The sequence below is a fragment of the Vibrio fortis genome (genome assembly GCF_024347475.1).
Taxonomy (GTDB): Bacteria; Pseudomonadota; Gammaproteobacteria; order Enterobacterales; family Vibrionaceae; genus Vibrio; species Vibrio fortis.
The window spans coordinates 2423254-2440767 of sequence record NZ_AP025487.1; the positions used below are offsets into that span (position 1 = coordinate 2423254).

Genomic DNA, 17514 nt, shown 5'->3' on the forward strand with positions numbered 1-17514 from the left:
TGCATACACCTGAATGATACTGCCCACATCATTAATACAATTCATTATTCGGTAAATTCACTCAATAAAAAGAAAGCTAGGTGTTTGACCACCTAGCTTTCAATTTTAATTTTGCTTTCAATTAGCCAAGTAGGCTAAGTGCTGAGTTCGGTGCTTGCTTCGCTTGAGCAAGAATCGAGCTAGACGCTTGAGAAAGAATTTGCGACTTAGTCATTTGAGTCGTTTCTTTCGCGAAGTCTGTGTCTTTAATACGGCTCTTAGATGCATTCACGTTTTCGTTGATGTTATCTAAGTTGTTGATAGCGTGGTCGAAGCGGTTCTGGAATGCACCCAGCTCTGCACGGTGGCTATCTACGTACTTCAGTGCAGCATCGATGATAGCAACAGATTCTTGTGCGCCACCTACCGATGTTACGTCGATAGTATCAACCGTTACTTCTTTACCGCCTTGGATACCAAGTTCACCCGCTAGGCCACCAGAGAAGTCTACGTTGCCGTCTACTTTGTTGTTACCTGCGAACATTTGTAGCTTGCCATCTTCAGTTACAGACGCTTTTACAGAGTCTTGTTGACCATTGATGTAAGTCGCTAGCTCTTCGATGTCATCGCCAGCTTTAGCGTTGATGTCGATTTCTTGCGCTTGACCAAAGTTATCTGTGAACGTCATTTTCAGGTCGTTAGAGCCCGCTTGAACGTTCCAGTTCTTGTCTTTTGCACTCTCAGTTTGGTAGCTCTTACCACCCATTTGAGCATTGTCAGAACGCATGTCTTTCAGCTCAAGCATTACCGCTTCGCCGTTGTCCGCACCGATTTGGAAAGACTTAGTACCGTGTGTACCGTTCAGAAGCTTGTTACCACCAAAAGAGGTTGTTTCTGCGATACGGTTTAGTTCGTCGTTCAGTGCTGTTACTTCTTCTTGAATCGCGACACGCTCAGACTTAGAGTTTGAACCGTTTGCAGATTGTAGAGAAAGGTCACGCATACGTTGCAGGATGTTTGTTGTCTCGTTCATTGCACCTTCAGCTGTTTGTGCAATCGAGATACCGTCGTTCGCGTTACGTACTGCTACGTCTAGGCCGCGGCTTTGTACGTTCAAACGGTTAGAGATTTGTAGGCCCGCAGCGTCATCTTTTGCGCTGTTGATTTTAGAGCCTGAAGCTAGACGCTCCATAGAAGTCTGTTGAGCGCTGTTTGCGTTGTTTAGGTAACGTTGCGCAGTCATCGCTGAAACGTTGGTATTTACATTCACTGCCATGGTGATTTCTCCAATTGATTTTCCGGTGTTGCGGTTTCCGACGTCTCGGAAAACCAAGTAGTTCTCTCAAAGTTACTTTTAATAACGGCGCTAAATCTGAAACCTTTAGAGAAAAAATGAGAAAAATCAGAAATAAATTAAGTTGGGTGAAAAAACGTGACTAGAGGGGTAAATATAAGAAAAAAGAGGAAAAAAACACTAAAGTTGCTAGAAGTGCTGCCGAAAGGCGTGGCCATTTACCCCAGCAGAGTTAACGCCAAATTAGGCGCCTGTTTGGCTTGAGCTAGGATAGATGTACTTACCTGCTGCAAGATTTGTTGTTTGATCATCTGGGTAGTCTCTTTAGCATAGTCGGTATCTTTAATACGACTGTTCGAGGTTGCCAGATTCTCATGCACGTTTTGTAGATTATTGATGGCATGATCAAATCGGTTCTGCATCGCACCCAGCTCTGAGCGATGACTGTCTACGTACTTCATTGCAGTATCTAAGATTGAAACAGCACGCTGCGCACCACCCGTCGACGTTACATCGATATCATTGACCGATTCATAGCGTCCTGATGACATGGAGAGCTCATCTGCGAGACCACCTGAAAAGGCGATCGTTCCTGACGTTTGTTCACCAGCCATGTAGATCTGCAACTGCCCATCTTCATTAACGGATGCAGAAACTTGATCTGTTTGGCCGTTGATATAAGTCGCAAGCTGTTCAATATCATCGCCCGCTTTCGCGTTAATTGAGATGGATTGGGATTGACCAAAGCGATCGGTAAACGACATATTGAACGCAGTATTACCCGAGCTTACCGCCCAACTCTTATCAGCCATGCCATTGGCGACATAGCTAAAACCGCCCATATCAATGCCGTCTGTTCGCATGCTCTTTAAGCCGACTTGCACCGCTTCACCAGAACTACCACCAATTTGAAAAGCCGTATTACCAAAACTACCGTTCAGTAGTTTCTTACCACCGAACGAGGTGGTCTCGGCGATTCGATTTAACTCATCATTAAGAGCCGTGATCTCTTCCTGGATAGCGATTCGTTCGGACTTGCTGTTCGAGCCATTCGCTGACTGCAAAGAAAGATCACGCATGCGCTGCATTATATTGGTGGTCTCATTCATCGCACCTTCTGCGGTTTGCATTATCGAGATGCCGTCGTTAGCGTTTCTAACCGCAACATCAATACCGCTCATTTGCGCTTCAAGTCGATTGGAGATTTGTAGGCCGGCAGCATCATCCTTAGCACTATTAATACGGTTACCTGAAGCCAGTCGCTCCAAAGATTGATTCAGCATGTTGCTAGCGTTAGAGAGGTTTCTCTGTGCCACCAGCGCTGAAACATTGGTATTTACCGTAATAGCCATAGATGTTCGCTTATCCGTTGGGAGGTAATAAAGTCAATCGTTGCTTCTATATCGACCAACCTTGCTAACTCTTTAATCAAAAAAAGAGGCATAACGCCTCTTTTTGTTTTCAATGTGGTTGCCTCTAAGTGGCTATCGCTACTTAATCGATAACTCAGCCAACATTTGTTGTGATGGTGCAAAGTAGTAAGCGCCAGTCACTGCACGGGTAAAACGCAATAGTTGGTCTGTCTTGCCATCGGTCACGCCATACATGCTCTCAAGCATTGCATCGAAGTTATGGCGAACATTACAGTAAGCAATAAATAGCAAACCATGGTCACCCGTAGCGCTGCCATAAGGTAAGCTGTGACGAACAATCTTCAGACCTTTACCTTCTTCTTTGATGTCTACACGGCCAACATGAGAAGCTGCAGGAACGTCGTCTAGCTCGATAGAATCAGGCTTAGTACGACCCACTACTTTTTCTTGCGCTTTCACATTCAAGCGATTCCAAGCTGGTAAGTTATGGATAAAACGCTGAACCATAACGTAGCTACCGCCCGCAAATTCGCCTTCAGGAATCAACGCAACTTCAGCACGCTGTGCGTCTTTCGGGTTTTCAGTGCCATCGACGAAGTCTGTCATGTCACGAGAATCCAAATAGCGGTAGCCGTAAGTCTCATCCACTACTTCAACGTCTTCTGAAACCTGCTCCAATAATTTACGAATCACATAGAAATGCAAATCATGACGGTTTGAGTGGCAGTGAAGCAGAACATCTGAATCTGTACTTGGTGCAGTGACTTCACCTTCACCAAGTGCTGGGAAAGCGATCAAATCGGCCGGTGCGGCTTGTTCAAATTTGTCCCAGAATGTCTTCGAGAATGCTAGTGAAAGAGTCAAATTAGACTCAGGCTGTGTTTCATTCAATTCTGCAACCAAAGCAGGAAGCTGCTTCAATTGTTCTAATACTTGTGGTGCATTGTTTACGACTTTTAGCTGCACATACAGAGCGAAAGGCCCAGCTTCAGGTAAAATAGCACCTTGCGCTTGAGGCTGCTCATTTGAAGAGTTAAGCATAGTTCGATCCTTTCATTTTTAGCTTCTAGTATAAATATGATTGTATTAATTATTTTTGATTATTGTCAGTCTTCAGCTTCAACGGCGATAAAACAATCTCGGACAGTATTGCTCTTAATGAGATAGATTAAAAACCACAACAACAGCATCAGTGTGACGCCATGTAGCCAATGAAACACACCATGATCGAGATAGACAAGATAGACGGTATGGGCAAACTGACTTAATACTGCAAAAAAAGTAACCCATCGTCCCCATGAGACAATGGTATTGATATACGGTCGTTCTGGCGATCTCAGACCAAATAGCCACATCAATAGAACGCTCGGCACGCTCAGAGCAATCCCCACATAAAACATTTGATGATCGGGATAAACGATCTCTAGTATTTTAGCTCCAGACTCTCGACTGGCACCAGCCACGACAAATACGACTAGGGCTTTGGCTAAAAACAACCAACCAAGCCACAGCAAAATCGGTGCTTTGAGAAAGCCATGTTTATCATATTGTTCTAAAGAATACCGCACAGATCCCACTTCAGCTTATTAGAAAACAGACACTTTAACGCAAATCATTCATACTTAACTAGGTTTACGTTATCTTATCTACATATTGGTATTAACGATTATCTCAACATGAAAAAGAAGACCCAGACACCTTCGGTTGAATCTCAACAAGAAGCAATCAAAATCGCTAAGGCGACTCAAAAGCCCGGACAAACCAAAGAGCAAACCAAACTGATCGCTCAAGGGATTGAAAAAGGCATCGCACAATATAAGAAACAACAAAAAGAGCGTAACCGCCAGGCTGACAAAGCAAAGAAAAAGCAGCAAAAAGTCAAACAACAGACCGCTGAAATTGAAGTGCACGAACCTGTAGAGACAACTCAAACGCAAGACAATAAATCCAATATGCTGCCTTGGATGTTATTAGTCGTAAGCTGGATTGGATTCATTGCCTATATAACTCAAACGTGAGATCGCAATAATGAAACTTAGATGGTTAGGACTGCTGATTATGGGAATGCTTGTAGGGTGTACGACTCCGACCAAACTCCCTCACAAACAAGCAGACCAAGTTAAAATGGATTACCACGGCATACTTGATATCAGCCATTGCACATACAAAGGGGTGATCACAGGAAGTGAAGGCCATTGGTATAGCTATCTGTTTTTCCCCAACGATACGTTGGTTCAAGGCGCCATCAACGAACTCAAATCCAATGCCATAGCGATAGACGCCAATACTGTGTTGTTCACATTGCCTCAAGACTTCGTGACATCAGTGACGTTATTAGGTACTGGCTACGACTGCCCATAGCAACGCACCTTATTAGCAAAAAAGAAAAAGCCAGCTTTCGCTGGCTTATGCACTAAATCCAAGACTGGACGCTATATCACTTTTACGTTCCAGAACCCATTGACTATCGAATGGTCCCCAATCAGATAACTGATAGTAACCATCATTATGACGTCGCCCATCTTGAATAAACATGAGTTCGATACCGATCCCCGGTAACGCCTTGAGTACATCTTGAATAGTACGACGAGGCCAACCCGTTTTTTCGATGAGTTTAGGCACATTCGGCCTTTCAAGGCTTTCTACGAGTAACGCTAAATATAGCCGCCTTGCAAAAACAGGACTCAACTCCATTGACACCTCCTATATCTGTGCCAGTTAATTATTTCTTTTTTCTCATCCGACATGTTGAGGTTGATCAATAAGTCTCCATTCGTGACATTTTCTTACCGTTTTTTTTCGTTCTTTGAAATATTCCTCACTCTGTTTTGTCTGAATTCCGAGTTCCTGATAGGATTCCATTCATAACAATGAAAGAAGATCACCAAAAGGAAGAATAATGACTATCACAATGTTTGGTATCCCGAACTGCGACACAATTAAAAAAGCAAAGAAATGGCTACAAGCTGAAGAGATCGGCTTCGAATTTCACGATTACCGCAAACAAGGTGTAGATGAAGCGCTAGTACGCAGCTTCTGCGAAGAGCTAGGCTGGGAGCAAGTTCTTAACAAGCGTGGCACCACTTACCGTCAACTAACCCAAGAACAAAAAGACGGTCTAAATGAAGAAAATGCCATCGCTCTTTTGGTAGAACAGCCTGCAATGATCAAGCGACCAATCCTAAAAGTCGAAGATAAGCTGCATATTGGCTTCAAAGCTGATCAATATTCCGCTATTTTTGCTTAACCCCAATTGCACTAAGCACTATTTGCATCACGCAAGTATGAATTCAGAAACGTGGCGACTGAAATGCCACGTTTCTCAAAAAACAAACGATAAGTAGAACAAGGAATTCAAGGATGACAGACAGCCCAACTTTGGCTCTGGCAAAAGATCTCATTAGCCGACAATCAGTAACGCCGGAAGACGCTGGCTGCCAAGACGTAATGATAAACCGCCTCAAAGCACTTGGCTTTGAAATCGAGGTGATGGTTTTCGAAGACACCACCAACTTTTGGGCTCGCCGTGGCACAGAAGCACCACTGTTCGCATTCGCTGGCCATACAGATGTTGTACCTTCTGGCCCTGCGGAGCTTTGGGATACACCACCATTTGAGCCAACGATTATTGATGGTTACCTTCACGGTCGTGGCGCTGCAGACATGAAAGGTTCACTGGCTTCGATGATTGTTGCAGTTGAACAGTTCATCGCAGACAACCCAGATCACAAAGGTTCTATCGGCTTTTTGATCACCTCAGATGAAGAGGGACCGTTTATCAATGGTACTGTGCGCGTGGTCGAAACACTGATGGCTCGTGGCGAGAATATCGATATGTGTATCGTAGGTGAACCTTCAAGTACAGAGTTCGTCGGTGATGTTGTGAAGAATGGTCGCCGAGGCTCAATCACAGGCGATCTTACAGTAAAAGGGACACAAGGCCATGTTGCCTACCCACACCTAGCGAATAACCCTGTACACAGCTCTCTGCTTGCAATCCATGAGCTTGCGACAACGGAGTGGGACAAAGGTAATGATTACTTCCCGCCAACTAGCTTTCAAATTCCAAATGTGAGCGCAGGCACAGGTGCATCAAACGTTATTCCTGGTGAATTCAATGTTCAGTTTAACCTTCGCTTTAGTACTGAACTGAGCAACGATATCATCGTTGAGCGCATCACTAACACTCTAGACAAGTACGACTTTGAATACGACCTGAAGTGGACATTCAATGGCGACCCGTTCCTGACAGATACTGGTGCTCTTCTCGATGCCATCGTTGATGCCGTTGACCACGTAAACGATGTGAAACCGGCGCTATTAACCACGGGTGGTACATCTGACGGTCGCTTCATTGCACGCATGGGTGGACAGGTTGTGGAGCTGGGGCCAGTGAATGCAACAATTCATAAAGTGAACGAGTGTGTGAAAGTCACGGATCTAGAGAAGCTGACTGACATGTACCAACGTACACTGGTGAACCTACTAGCAAACTCATAGTCTTCAAAGACCGAAAAGACAGCGAAAAAGTTGGGCAATCTCATGACACCAAAAGAGTTAACCGGACAAGTAGAGTCTCATTTAACTGAGACATTAATTGGAAGTAAAACCTTTCTTGTACATCATGAGGTCGCCCAAGATCTTCACAACTTAATCGCCGCCGCCGAGCAAGCAGGTTACAAAATGGAGATCGCCAGTGGTTTTCGAAGCTATCAGCGTCAGTCGTTGATCTGGAATCGAAAATACGCGGGTGAAACCACCATTTTAGACAGTGATAGCCAACCATTAGACCCTACTCAGTTGACCGATACTGAGAAGCTGTGGGCGATTTTACGCTGGTCTGCCCTACCCGGTGCCAGTCGCCACCATTGGGGAACAGATTTTGATGTTTTCGCTCGCAACCATCTTCCTGCAGACACCCAGCTGCAATTAGAGCCTTGGGAGTATTTCGAGGGACATCAACATGCCTTCTATCAATGGCTCAAAGGTAACGCTGAGGAGTTTGGGTTCTTCTTCCCGTATAGCAAAGACCTAGGGGGCGTTGCTGTCGAGCCGTGGCATATTAGCCACAAGCGGACTGCAGAGCTTTGTCTATCACAGTTATCGCCGACTCTGCTTGGCAATCAACTCCAGTCTGAGCCAATATTAGGGTATGAGCTCGTTATGGAGCAACTTAATTCCATCTATGATCGTTTCATAACGAATATCGGTAACTAGGAGCTTCTATGCTTGAATGGCTAACCAATCCTTGGGTCATCATTTTCATCGTGGTCAGTGTTGTCGTCGGTAACATTGCGGCGCTCAAATACACGGCTAACATGAATGTCGGCAAGGCAGATAAACTGAAAAAAGAGAGTGTTCTCGATAAGCTCAATCGTTTAGACAAACTGAACCGCGAAAACCTCGATGACAAGTAACGGCAAGTGACAACGAGTTTTCCGAGCAATCACTACTTTAAATAACAGACACAAAAAAGAGGACTTAACGTCCTCTTTTTTAAACTCATTTTATTGAGACAGTAGCGTCTAAACGGTTACTTCTCTTGAGCTTCTTTGGTTTGGTCAGCCACATGCGCCAAGATAGGAACCATTGATTTCAATAGCTCTTCTTCTACAGGCTTACCCGAAGCGTCAGTCACGTTGATAGAGGTACGGTTACCCAAGTCACCAAATAGGAAGGTATATGTACCCGGGCTTAGGTCGATCGGCTTAAGACCAATCTCATCCCAGAATTCATCATCTGGAGAGGCGTATTTCGCTTTCACCGTACCTTGCGACTGGTTACGCTCCTCTAGCTCAAAGCCCATTTGAGGAAGAAGCTTAGGTAGACGCTGCCACAACACGTTGTAAGGTGTACGAGCGATGATAACAGGGAATCCACTGCGGTCTGAGCCCATTGAGATTGGGATCTTCTTAACCAGCTCTTGCGCTTTCAATGCCGCTTCAGCACGCAAGTTCTCGTCATACTTCGCCATGACCAAGTTGGTCATAAAGGCGTTATAACGCTCTTTGTTGGTCGCAGAAACAGGCTTCTCTTCAGAGCCTTCACGCCAATCAATCAAATTGATCTTAAAGCCGTGGCGATTGTTCGCTTCAAAGCGAGAGATTGTATACCGGCTACCGATCTCTACTTCTTCGTCTTCAGAAACCCAAGTCACCCAATCGGTCTCGATCTCTTTATCAGACTGCTCACGAACACCAATATTACGCTCTGTCAGCATATCAACCGCTGTTTGCCATACACGATCGGCTTCTTCAGCACGCAATAACCACAAGGTGACTTCGCCGTTCTGACGCTCTGCTCGCGCACCTGGAATAAGCTCCAACACCTGCTGTGGTGGACGAATATCAACGTCACGACCAGTACCACCAGCAAACTCCCCTTTAGGAATATCGTAGTTTGGGTAGAACTGAGGCGTTGCATCCTCTGGAAGCTGCCATTGAGTCAGCTCTGGGGTTTCTAAGTATTCGAAGTCATCTTTGGCTTGACGACGTTGAGTCGCGCTACCAGAGCATGCTGTAAGAACGAAAACAGCCAGTGAGCCGATCACTAGCTGGTGAGAATACTTCATTTATACTCCTAAATGCCGAAGACAAGCTCCGGCACTATTTCAAACATTTAGTAAATACACGCTTCTGTCATTGCTTGAGCAACGATAGGCTGAGCTGGCTCTGACAACTCTGTCAGTGGTAGTCGAAGACTGCCTTCAGCGATCAAGCCCATTTTATGAACCGCCCATTTTACTGGAATTGGATTAGATTCAATGAACAAATGTTTGTGAAGTGGCATTAAACGCTCGTTTATGATTTCTGCCTCTTCAAATTTGCCCTCTTTCGCTAGCTTAAACATGGTCGCCATGTCTGCTGCTGCAACGTTATTCGTTACTGAGATAACACCATCACCGCCACGTTTAACGAATTCGAGGCCAGTAAGGTCATCGCCACTTAGTAAGATAAAATCTTCGCCACAAAGTTCACGATGAATTGCAATTCTCTCTAGATCACCCGTCGCATCTTTAAGTGCAACGATATTTTCAATCTTTGAAAGACGAGCGACAGTTTCTGGCAACAGGTCAACGGCAGTACGGCCAGGTACGTTGTATAGAATTTGAGGAACGTCGCTCACTTCAGCAATCGCTTTATAGTGCTGGTACAAACCTTCTTGAGTTGGTTTGTTGTAGTAAGGTGTCACACTTAGACAACCCGCAATACCAGAGCCATTTAATAGACGGCTAAACAGTACCGACTCGTGTGTCGCATTCGCGCCAGTACCAGCAATCACAGGAATGCGGCCATCTGCAAACTCAACCATCTTAGTAACGACTTTGACATGCTCTTCAATAGTCAGTGTAGAAGATTCACCCGTAGTGCCAACGGCTACAAGACCATCACTACCTGCAGCAATGTGGTGCTCGACCAATTTTTTAAGGCTTTCGAAATCCACTTCACCGTCAGAATTGAATGGTGTAACCAGCGCAACGATACTTCCTGAAAACATGTCTATCTCCCTTAATTTGTTCTTTTTGCATGTTACTGTAAGCCGATTAATAAACACAAGCGATTAAAGTCGCTTAGCGGCCACAACTGGATGAAATATTGTCGTATGTTAGAGGTCACACGACTTATAAGCAGGTTCAATGCTAGAAATGATTTGCTCACACTCAATTTAACCGATTTAACACATAGCTTGTCAGCGCTCGGTTAGTGGTGAACGTTTGTCAATGCTTCCTGCTTATTGATTGTCCATTTAAGGCTAAATGGCTCATAAAAACACCCCGCCCTTCACTCGTTAATGTCTGTATCTGTGCTAACATGCTCTAATCAATGGAATATAAAGAGACGTGATTTTATGACTCAACATCTAGTAATCACTGCAGTGGGCACAGATCGCCCGGGTATCTGTAACCAAGTGGTTCAGTTAGTCACCCAATCAGGCTGTAATATTATTGACAGTCGCATTGCGATGTTTGGTGAAGAGTTCACTCTCATCATGCTGTTATCAGGCAAAGCCAACAATATTACTCGAGTGGAAACAACTTTACCCTTGCTTGGTCAGGAACATGACCTGATTACTATCATGAAGCGAACGTCTCCACATGACCATATTGAAAACTCCTATACCCTAGAAGTATTTATAGAGTCTGACGACAGGCTCGGGCTCACAGAAAAGTTCACTCAATTTTTTGCCGATCGTGAGATAGGTTTGGACTCGCTCAGCGCCCAGACTATCAATAAATCCAAGGTGCAGCTCGATAACGATCAGTTCCATATCTCCATTACCGCTTCTGTTCAATCAGAATGTAACCTGATGCAGCTACAAGAAGAATTTAACGCGCTGTGTCAGAGCCTATCAGTCCAAGGCTCGCTCAACTTTATCAAAAACAGTCTTTAAAAAGGAAATGTCATGAATACGCTGACAGCTGGCACTCCAGCACCTGCATTCTCTCTTCCGGATCAAGATGGCAACATCGTTTCTCTGGATGATTTCAAAGGCAAGAAAGTCCTTTTCTACTTCTACCCTAAAGCAATGACTCCAGGTTGTATTGTGCAAGCAGAAGGCCTGCGCGACATCAAAACGGAACTAGACGCACTCAACGTTGTAGTGCTTGGTGTCAGCATTGACCCAGTAAAACGCCTACCGAATTTCATTACTAAAAAATCACTGAACTTCTCTCTGCTTTCAGATGAAGACCACGCAGTTGCTGAACAGTTTGGTGTGTGGGGCGAGAAGAAGTTCATGGGTAAGGTTTACGATGGCCTACACCGCATCAGCTTTTTGATTGACGAAGAAGGTGTGATTGAACACGTATTTAATAAGTTCAAGACAAAAACACACCACGAAGTGGTTCTAGATTACTTTAATCAGCAAGACTAAGCGTTTTTCTGACTACCTAAAGTCGTATAAGCACAAAGGCCGAATATCGTAAATATTCGGCCTTTGTTTTTTACTGATTTATTCAGCTATTTCAGGATCATCATCAAGCGCATGGCTTGGTAGTGCATTCCATACTGCTTTCACGAGTGTCGCCAGTGGGATGGCAAAGAATACGCCCCAAAAACCCCAAAGCCCACCAAAGACTAACACAGCTACAATGATGGCCACAGGGTGCAGGTTGACCGCCTCAGAGAACAGTACCGGAACTAGCACGTTACCATCAAGGGCTTGGATAATACCGTAAGCCAATAGTAGCCAGTAGAATGGTGGCGCTAATCCCCATTGGAATAAGCCCACGATGGCAACAGGTACCGTCACAGCGGCTGCACCGATATATGGAATCAACACTGAGAAGCCGACAGCAACCGCAAGCAGTGCCGAGTATCGAAGATCGAGAATAGCAAACGTTACATAACTCACGCCGCCCACAATCAAGATCTCAAGCACTTTACCGCGAATATAGTTAGAGATCTGTTGGTTCATCTCGACCCATACTTTGGTTGCCAAACGGCGATTTTTTGGTAGTAACCCACTTGCCATTCGGATCATCTCTTCTTTATCTTTCAGTAAGAAGAAGATAAGTAGCGGCACTAAGATAAGGTACACCGCTAGCGTTGCAATGCTCACCAGTGATGCCAGAGAACCTTTAACCACACTTTCACCCATGCCCAACACCTTGTTTTTGGCATTCGACATCACCGATTCGACAATCTGTAGATTCGCTAACTCAGGGTAGCGCTCAGGAATGGTTGAGATGAAATTTTGCAACCCAATGTACATATTCGGGATATCATTGAGCAGGTTTCCGACTTGATTCCAGATAGTTGGCACCAAACCAAATAAAGCAATCAACATGACACTGAAAAACATCAAGATAACCAACATCACTGCTGGGGTTCTTGGAAGACCAAGTCGTTGGAGTTGAGTCACTGGCCATTCAAGAAGATAGGCAAGAACAATCGCTACCAGCAACGGCGCGATCAAATGACCGAAAAAATAGATGGTAATAAAACCAAATAAAATGATGGCCACCAAACTAACTGCATGTGGATCAGAAAAACGTCGTTTATACCAACGATTCATCATTTCAAGCATTTGATTGCAATTCCTTTTTTGTAACTTGGATTTGGTGATGACCAGAACAAGCTTCAACTTCAACAGTAAAGGCTTGCTTGGATAAAAAGCTTACAATATCGGTCATTGAGCTCTGATCAGCAATATAGATCAATAAGGACTGACCATTTTCTAACTTAACACTGTGACGCTTGGCTAATAATAACGCCATTGGGCAGCGCTCTTGGCGTAAATCTAGAATATTTGGTTTCATTATCTAGCTCGATGCTTATTATAAGGGTCGTATTGTAATCTGTTTTTGAAAACGTGCCATCTTTCATTCCCCAACCTTTAGTTTAACGCACGTACTTAAACAAAGGTGAGATCAGATAAAGAACCATTTCGTGTTGTCCTTGTCTTACTGTCAGAAGAAACGGAGTATTACTGACTAATATGTTTAAACGCGCTCGCTCAATAGCTTGCTTATGCATCGCTACAACACTCGGCACCCCATTAATGGCTCAAGCCAATAGCTTGGATCTGCCCGACATAGGAACGGCTGCCGGCGGCACCCTGACCATAGACCAAGAGTTGATCTATGGTGATGCCTACATGCGCATCATTCGTAGCAGTCAGCCTGTCGTTAATGACCCTGTACTCAATCAGTACATCGATAGCCTAGGTCACCGACTCGTCGCTAATGCAAACGACGTAAAAACGCCGTTTAACTTTTTCATGATTCGCGACAGAAACATCAACGCATTTGCCTTCTTTGGAGGCTATGTTGCTTTGCACTCGGGTTTATTCCTTCATGCTCAATCCGAAAGTGAACTGGCGTCGGTTCTTGCTCACGAGATCGCACACGTAACTCAACGTCACTTAGCTCGTAGCATGGAAGACCAAGCTCGACGCTCTCCAGCCACGATTGCTGCGATTGCCGCATCGGTACTATTAGCTATCGCAGCTCCAGAAGCAGGTATCGCAGCTCTGACAGCAACAACAGCTGGAAACATGCAAAGCCAAATCAACTACACGCGTAGCAACGAAAAAGAAGCCGATCGTTTTGGCATCAACACGATGGCGAAAGCAGGCTTTGATGTGAATGCAATGCCGCGCTTCTTTGGCCGTCTTGCAGATGAATACCGTTATGCAAGCACACCACCACCAATGCTGCTGACTCACCCATTACCAGAAGATCGTATTACCGACTCTCGCGCACGAGCTCGTAGCTACCCACCACTCAAGCTCGCGCCATCGCTTGATTACCATTTAGCAAGAGCGCGTATTGTGGCACGTTACGCAGGTATTGATGGGGATGCTGCTTTAGACTGGTTCGAGCGTAAGATGAAGAAAGCGCCAGAGTCTTTGATACCGTCGTTAGAGTACGGACAAGCCTTGGTGTACTTAGACACGAAGAAGCTCGACAAAGCAGAACCGATTCTAAATAAGCTCATCACCAATGATCCGACTAACCTTTTCTATCTCGATGCGATCTCGGATCTGCACATCGAACAGAAAAAACCACAAAAAGCGATCAAAGAGCTGAAAGCGGCATTAGTGCGTCAACCAAATAACTCAGTGCTGACAATCAATTATGCTAATGCGCTACTTGAGAACCAAGAGCAACAGGAAGCGATCAGAGTGCTGCAACGCTACACTCACGACAACCCAAATGACACCAACGGTTGGCACCTATTGTCGAAAGCAAACATCGACCTTGGCAATAGTGATGAAGATCTAGCGGCGCGAGCGGAAATCTTGGCACTGCAAGCGAACTGGAATAAAGCCATTCAATACTACACTCAAGCCAGTCAAATCGCTGAGCTAGGAAGTCTAAAACAAGCTCGTTACGACGCACGTATTGACCAATTAATGATTCAACGTGAACGCTTCTTAGCACTACAATAGCGGTTGCTTAAAACAAGACTCAACCAGTGAGAGCGCGCTACTCTGCCGCTCTCACAAAATATAAATAAAACTATACCGAGGAAGAAACATGTCTGTCGTAATTTATCATAACCCTCGCTGCTCAAAGAGCCGCCAAACTCTCGCGATTCTTGAAGAGAATGGGGTTCAACCAGAAATCATTAAATACTTAGAGACACCGTTGTCTGTTGAGCAATTGAAGGTTCTATTTTCTCAACTGGGCTTTGAAACCGTTCGTGAAATGATGCGTACCAAAGAAGCCGACTACAAAGAAGCGAATCTAGGTGACAGCGCCGTAACCGACGAACAGCTGTTTGCGGCAATGGCGGATAATCCAAAGCTTTTCGAACGACCTGTTGTTGTGGCAAATAACCGTGCCAAGATTGGTCGTCCACCAGAGCAAGTACTAGAGATTCTATAAGGCTTTATGAGCGTTTCAATACTGGTCTTATATTACAGTCGCCACGGCAACACACTCGGATTGGCTCGACAAATCGCTCGTGGCATTGAGTCAATCTCCGGGTGTGAAGCCGTGCTCAGAACCGTGCAAGAGATCCATACCAATGACTCTAATCCGCGGGATTTCGATGATATGAGCGATCCTTGTGCTAGCCTTGAGGATTTAAAGAAGTGTGATGGCTTAGCTTTAGGTAGCCCCGTATGGTTTGGCAATATGGCTGGAGCAATGAAGCACTTCTGGGATAGCACGACCCCTTTGTGGGTTAATGGCGATCTCATCGATAAACCCGCTTGTGTCTTTACCTCTTCTTCCTCTTTGCATGGTGGTCAAGAAACCACTCTGCAAACCATGATGCTACCTCTGCTTCATCATGGCATGCTTGTTATGGGTATCCCCTACTCTGAACCGGCTCTGCATACCACTCAAACGGGCGGCACACCCTACGGAGCAAGCAGCACAGGTGAGCACAGCTCGTTAAGCAAAGAAGAAATTGAACTGGCACAAAATCTAGGAAAGCGCCTAGCACGCACTGCGATAAACCAGAAAGGAATATCTTGATTATGTATATGTCTGAGAAAGCGATGTCTCCCAAGACTAAGCTATTTCGTTACTTTGCTTTAGTGGGTAACTTATTGCTTTTAGGCTGGGTAGTAGCATGGCAGATGACCCTTTCACCACACCCTCATTTAGACAATGTAACGCTAGCGATTGTATGGGCGGTGCCACTGCTGTTGCCACTCCCGGGGATTATGGCGGCTAAGCCATACACTCATGCGTGGGCTAATTTTATTTTAATGCTCTACTTTCTACATGCATTAACGATTTTGTATGTCGATGGTGGGGAGCGCATGCTCGCTGCAGTTGAGCTTCTGCTGACGACCTTAGGTTTTGCTGGCAATATTCTGTTCGCCCGCTTCCGAGCAAGAGAACTCGGCATTAAGCTAAAACGTCTCTCTGAAATCGAAAAGAAAGAGAAAGCCAAGTTTGAACAGTAGTTGCTACGTTAACCAATGACATAGTTACTTAGATATTTAGTAACTCAAATCCTGAGATACTCACAAGTAGATAGCTCTATCGAAATTGGTTGCTCAATAGCTACAAAAAAGCCCTGCACACTCGCAGGGCTTTCTTCATTTTTAAACTCGATTATCGAATCCACTCATAAACCAAGCTTGGCTTAACCGGTTCCGGTGCACGAGTCATCTCAATAACTTGACTGCTCTCAGCTTCTTCCGTTACCTCTTGAGCGGCATCTGTTGTCGACTCTGTGGTTGGCGCTTTCACTTCGGCAGATAAGTTGCTTGGCGTCACCACTTGTGGAGCTCTCTCTGCTTCCGCTTGTGATTCAGCTTCACCGACAGATAGAGTGTTATCTTGCGCTTCAAATTCCGGCGTTTTTTCTGGCTCTAAGTAAGAAGCTTCAACCTTAGCGACTGAGCGTAGGCCTTCGACTTCTTTTTCAAACTCATCTTGAGTTGATAGCAGATGAATCCTGAATGTAACTTCATGATTCTGGATCTTAAGGATATCCAGGCTCGCTACTGAGTTTAGTGCTTTCAGTGCGTTCTCCAACTGGAAGAAGTCCTGTGCGTTATCCAAACTAATGAACTGCGCAAGAATAGACTCTGAAGACTCACTCGCGACCGTTACTGCGCTTTTCGCAGCATAGTAATTGCTGATTTCGTTCACTAACGACTGAGACGCAGATGCTCCGCTACCAGAGATAGAACCCGTAACCGGCGATTTTGGTGAACTCGTCAGTTGGTTAGGCTGCTGATCATATAGCGTCCAACGCAGGCCTGACGGTTGAGCGCGTACAACTAACACCGCATCTACAGGATAACGCTGACTCGCTTGGCTGATAGGTGCAACAAAACCGCCCCATAGATCAGACGTCGCAATACCTGTGATGTCATCAAAGTCTCCAACCGGCAGAGTAATTGGTAAGCCACGCATTTTCGCGTTTTGTTGAATACCCGTCGCTAATGCTGAATTCGAATGTTCCCAAACGATATTCTTGTCGTAGTTTTGTTCTTCAACCAACCACACCAACACGTTTGAGCGCGTGTCTGGCCAATATGGCAACTGTGCCTGAGTTAACAGGTTACGAATCTGAGCACCATTGAAGCGCATGCGTAGTGTCGTCTGCTCACTCGTCTCACCAAAACTCATTTGAGATAGGTATTGAGCGCTTTGACGCATCGCCTTTTGAACGGTCTCATTCGTGGCAACATCTGTCTGACCGGTCGCACGCACTAATACTTGCTGCATGCCTTCATTTCTTGCCGCTCTTTCAGGCTCTTTCTGTTCTGAGTTGATAGCCACTTCGGCACTAAAAATGTCCACCTGAGTCAATGCATAACTCGGCGCAGCCAGTAGTCCCATCAACAATGCTAAATAACGCATATCGATCCTAGTCTTAAAATCTTGTGCCCTGATGATAAGCAACTATGGGTAAGTGGGCAAGGAAGATGGTAGATACTGGGTTGAATAAC

General features: G+C 45.2%; 22 protein-coding genes. 12 read left to right on the plus strand and 10 right to left on the minus strand.

Translation table 11 applies throughout. The features are described 5' to 3' along the window. Positions 1 to 121 precede the first annotated feature (121 nt). The 4 genes from OCV50_RS10490 to OCV50_RS10505 all read right to left on the minus strand — a co-directional run bounded on the left by OCV50_RS10490 (position 122) and on the right by OCV50_RS10505 (position 4214). Positions 122 to 1255, minus strand: coding sequence for a flagellin (locus OCV50_RS10490; RefSeq protein ID WP_150871420.1), 1134 nt, complete (start codon positions 1253 to 1255; stop codon positions 122 to 124). A 236-nt stretch (positions 1256 to 1491) separates the two neighbouring features. Then, entirely contained in the window at positions 1492 to 2625 is a 1134-nt protein-coding gene (locus tag OCV50_RS10495) for a flagellin (protein ID WP_261903004.1), read from the minus strand. Between the two features lie 138 nt (positions 2626 to 2763). Beyond that, positions 2764 to 3687, minus strand: a complete 924-nt coding sequence (locus tag OCV50_RS10500) for a Dyp-type peroxidase (protein WP_239841003.1) — start codon at positions 3685 to 3687, stop codon at positions 2764 to 2766. 65 nt (positions 3688 to 3752) lie between these two features. Next, positions 3753 to 4214, minus strand: a complete 462-nt coding sequence (locus OCV50_RS10505; protein WP_239841004.1) for a DUF2919 domain-containing protein — start codon at positions 4212 to 4214, stop codon at positions 3753 to 3755. 108 nt (positions 4215 to 4322) lie between these two features. Here OCV50_RS10505 and OCV50_RS10510 point away from each other — a divergent pair, with 108 nt between their 5' ends. Continuing rightward, positions 4323 to 4664 carry a DUF2956 domain-containing protein gene (locus OCV50_RS10510; protein WP_261903005.1) on the plus strand — a complete coding sequence of 114 codons (342 nt, stop codon included), beginning with the start codon at positions 4323 to 4325 and terminating at the stop codon, positions 4662 to 4664. A 10-nt stretch (positions 4665 to 4674) separates the two neighbouring features. After that, positions 4675 to 5007, plus strand: a complete 333-nt coding sequence (locus OCV50_RS10515; RefSeq protein WP_261903006.1) for a DUF4156 domain-containing protein — start codon at positions 4675 to 4677, stop codon at positions 5005 to 5007. A 45-nt stretch (positions 5008 to 5052) separates the two neighbouring features. On the opposite strand, the gene OCV50_RS10520 is transcribed toward OCV50_RS10515, so the two are convergent. Next, positions 5053 to 5340: a winged helix-turn-helix domain-containing protein gene (locus OCV50_RS10520; RefSeq protein ID WP_032551746.1), complete on the minus strand. Its 288-nt coding sequence runs from the start codon at positions 5338 to 5340 to the stop codon at positions 5053 to 5055. Positions 5341 to 5545: 205 nt separating this feature from the next. Between OCV50_RS10520 and OCV50_RS10525 the strand changes: the two genes are divergently transcribed. The 4 genes from OCV50_RS10525 (at position 5546) to OCV50_RS10540 (ending at position 8063) form a co-directional block, all read left to right on the plus strand. Further along, a complete protein-coding gene (locus OCV50_RS10525) occupies positions 5546 to 5893 on the plus strand; it encodes an ArsC family reductase (RefSeq protein WP_150869096.1) in 348 nt (115 codons plus the stop codon). Positions 5894 to 6006: 113 nt separating this feature from the next. Then, entirely contained in the window at positions 6007 to 7146 is a 1140-nt protein-coding gene (gene dapE, locus OCV50_RS10530; RefSeq protein ID WP_261903007.1) for a succinyl-diaminopimelate desuccinylase, read from the plus strand. A gap of 42 nt (positions 7147 to 7188) precedes the next feature. After that, a complete protein-coding gene (locus tag OCV50_RS10535) occupies positions 7189 to 7863 on the plus strand; it encodes a M15 family metallopeptidase (protein ID WP_261903008.1) in 675 nt (224 codons plus the stop codon). 8 nt (positions 7864 to 7871) lie between these two features. Next, complete coding sequence (locus OCV50_RS10540; protein ID WP_261903009.1) at positions 7872 to 8063, plus strand: DUF2897 family protein; 192 nt, start codon at positions 7872 to 7874, stop codon at positions 8061 to 8063. Positions 8064 to 8179: 116 nt separating this feature from the next. On the opposite strand, the gene bamC is transcribed toward OCV50_RS10540, so the two are convergent. After that, on the minus strand, positions 8180 to 9217 hold the full coding sequence (gene bamC, locus OCV50_RS10545) for an outer membrane protein assembly factor BamC (RefSeq protein WP_261903010.1): 1038 nt from the start codon (positions 9215 to 9217) through the stop codon (positions 8180 to 8182). 47 nt (positions 9218 to 9264) lie between these two features. Next, positions 9265 to 10143 (minus strand): 4-hydroxy-tetrahydrodipicolinate synthase, encoded by an 879-nt coding sequence (dapA, locus tag OCV50_RS10550; protein ID WP_261903011.1) that lies wholly within the window; start codon positions 10141 to 10143, stop codon positions 9265 to 9267. A gap of 351 nt (positions 10144 to 10494) precedes the next feature. Between dapA and OCV50_RS10555 the strand changes: the two genes are divergently transcribed. After that, positions 10495 to 11037 (plus strand): glycine cleavage system protein R, encoded by a 543-nt coding sequence (locus tag OCV50_RS10555; RefSeq protein ID WP_032551739.1) that lies wholly within the window; start codon positions 10495 to 10497, stop codon positions 11035 to 11037. Between the two features lie 12 nt (positions 11038 to 11049). Then, positions 11050 to 11520: a thioredoxin-dependent thiol peroxidase gene (bcp, locus tag OCV50_RS10560; RefSeq protein ID WP_261903012.1), complete on the plus strand. Its 471-nt coding sequence runs from the start codon at positions 11050 to 11052 to the stop codon at positions 11518 to 11520. A gap of 78 nt (positions 11521 to 11598) precedes the next feature. On the opposite strand, the gene OCV50_RS10565 is transcribed toward bcp, so the two are convergent. Both OCV50_RS10565 and OCV50_RS10570 read right to left on the minus strand, forming a co-directional pair. Further along, positions 11599 to 12675, minus strand: a complete 1077-nt coding sequence (locus tag OCV50_RS10565; protein WP_239841012.1) for an AI-2E family transporter — start codon at positions 12673 to 12675, stop codon at positions 11599 to 11601. Beyond that, positions 12668 to 12907, minus strand: a complete 240-nt coding sequence (locus OCV50_RS10570) for a sulfurtransferase TusA family protein (RefSeq protein ID WP_239841013.1) — start codon at positions 12905 to 12907, stop codon at positions 12668 to 12670. Before OCV50_RS10570 ends, OCV50_RS10565 begins: the two co-directional genes overlap by 8 nt. Before the next feature lie 179 nt (positions 12908 to 13086). Here OCV50_RS10570 and bepA point away from each other — a divergent pair, with 179 nt between their 5' ends. The 4 genes from bepA to OCV50_RS10590 all read left to right on the plus strand — a co-directional run bounded on the left by bepA (position 13087) and on the right by OCV50_RS10590 (position 16014). Then, complete coding sequence (gene bepA / locus OCV50_RS10575) at positions 13087 to 14541, plus strand: beta-barrel assembly-enhancing protease (RefSeq protein WP_261903013.1); 1455 nt, start codon at positions 13087 to 13089, stop codon at positions 14539 to 14541. Between the two features lie 88 nt (positions 14542 to 14629). Further along, a complete protein-coding gene (gene arsC / locus OCV50_RS10580) occupies positions 14630 to 14980 on the plus strand; it encodes an arsenate reductase (glutaredoxin) (protein WP_261903014.1) in 351 nt (116 codons plus the stop codon). A gap of 6 nt (positions 14981 to 14986) precedes the next feature. After that, on the plus strand, positions 14987 to 15577 hold the full coding sequence (gene wrbA, locus OCV50_RS10585) for an NAD(P)H:quinone oxidoreductase (protein ID WP_261903015.1): 591 nt from the start codon (positions 14987 to 14989) through the stop codon (positions 15575 to 15577). Further along, positions 15577 to 16014 (plus strand): DUF2069 domain-containing protein, encoded by a 438-nt coding sequence (locus OCV50_RS10590; RefSeq protein ID WP_261904157.1) that lies wholly within the window; start codon positions 15577 to 15579, stop codon positions 16012 to 16014. The genes wrbA and OCV50_RS10590 overlap by 1 nt, the downstream gene beginning before the upstream one ends. A 151-nt stretch (positions 16015 to 16165) precedes the next feature. On the opposite strand, the gene OCV50_RS10595 is transcribed toward OCV50_RS10590, so the two are convergent. Beyond that, entirely contained in the window at positions 16166 to 17425 is a 1260-nt protein-coding gene (locus OCV50_RS10595; protein ID WP_261903016.1) for a DUF2066 domain-containing protein, read from the minus strand. Positions 17426 to 17514: the final 89 nt, after the last annotated feature.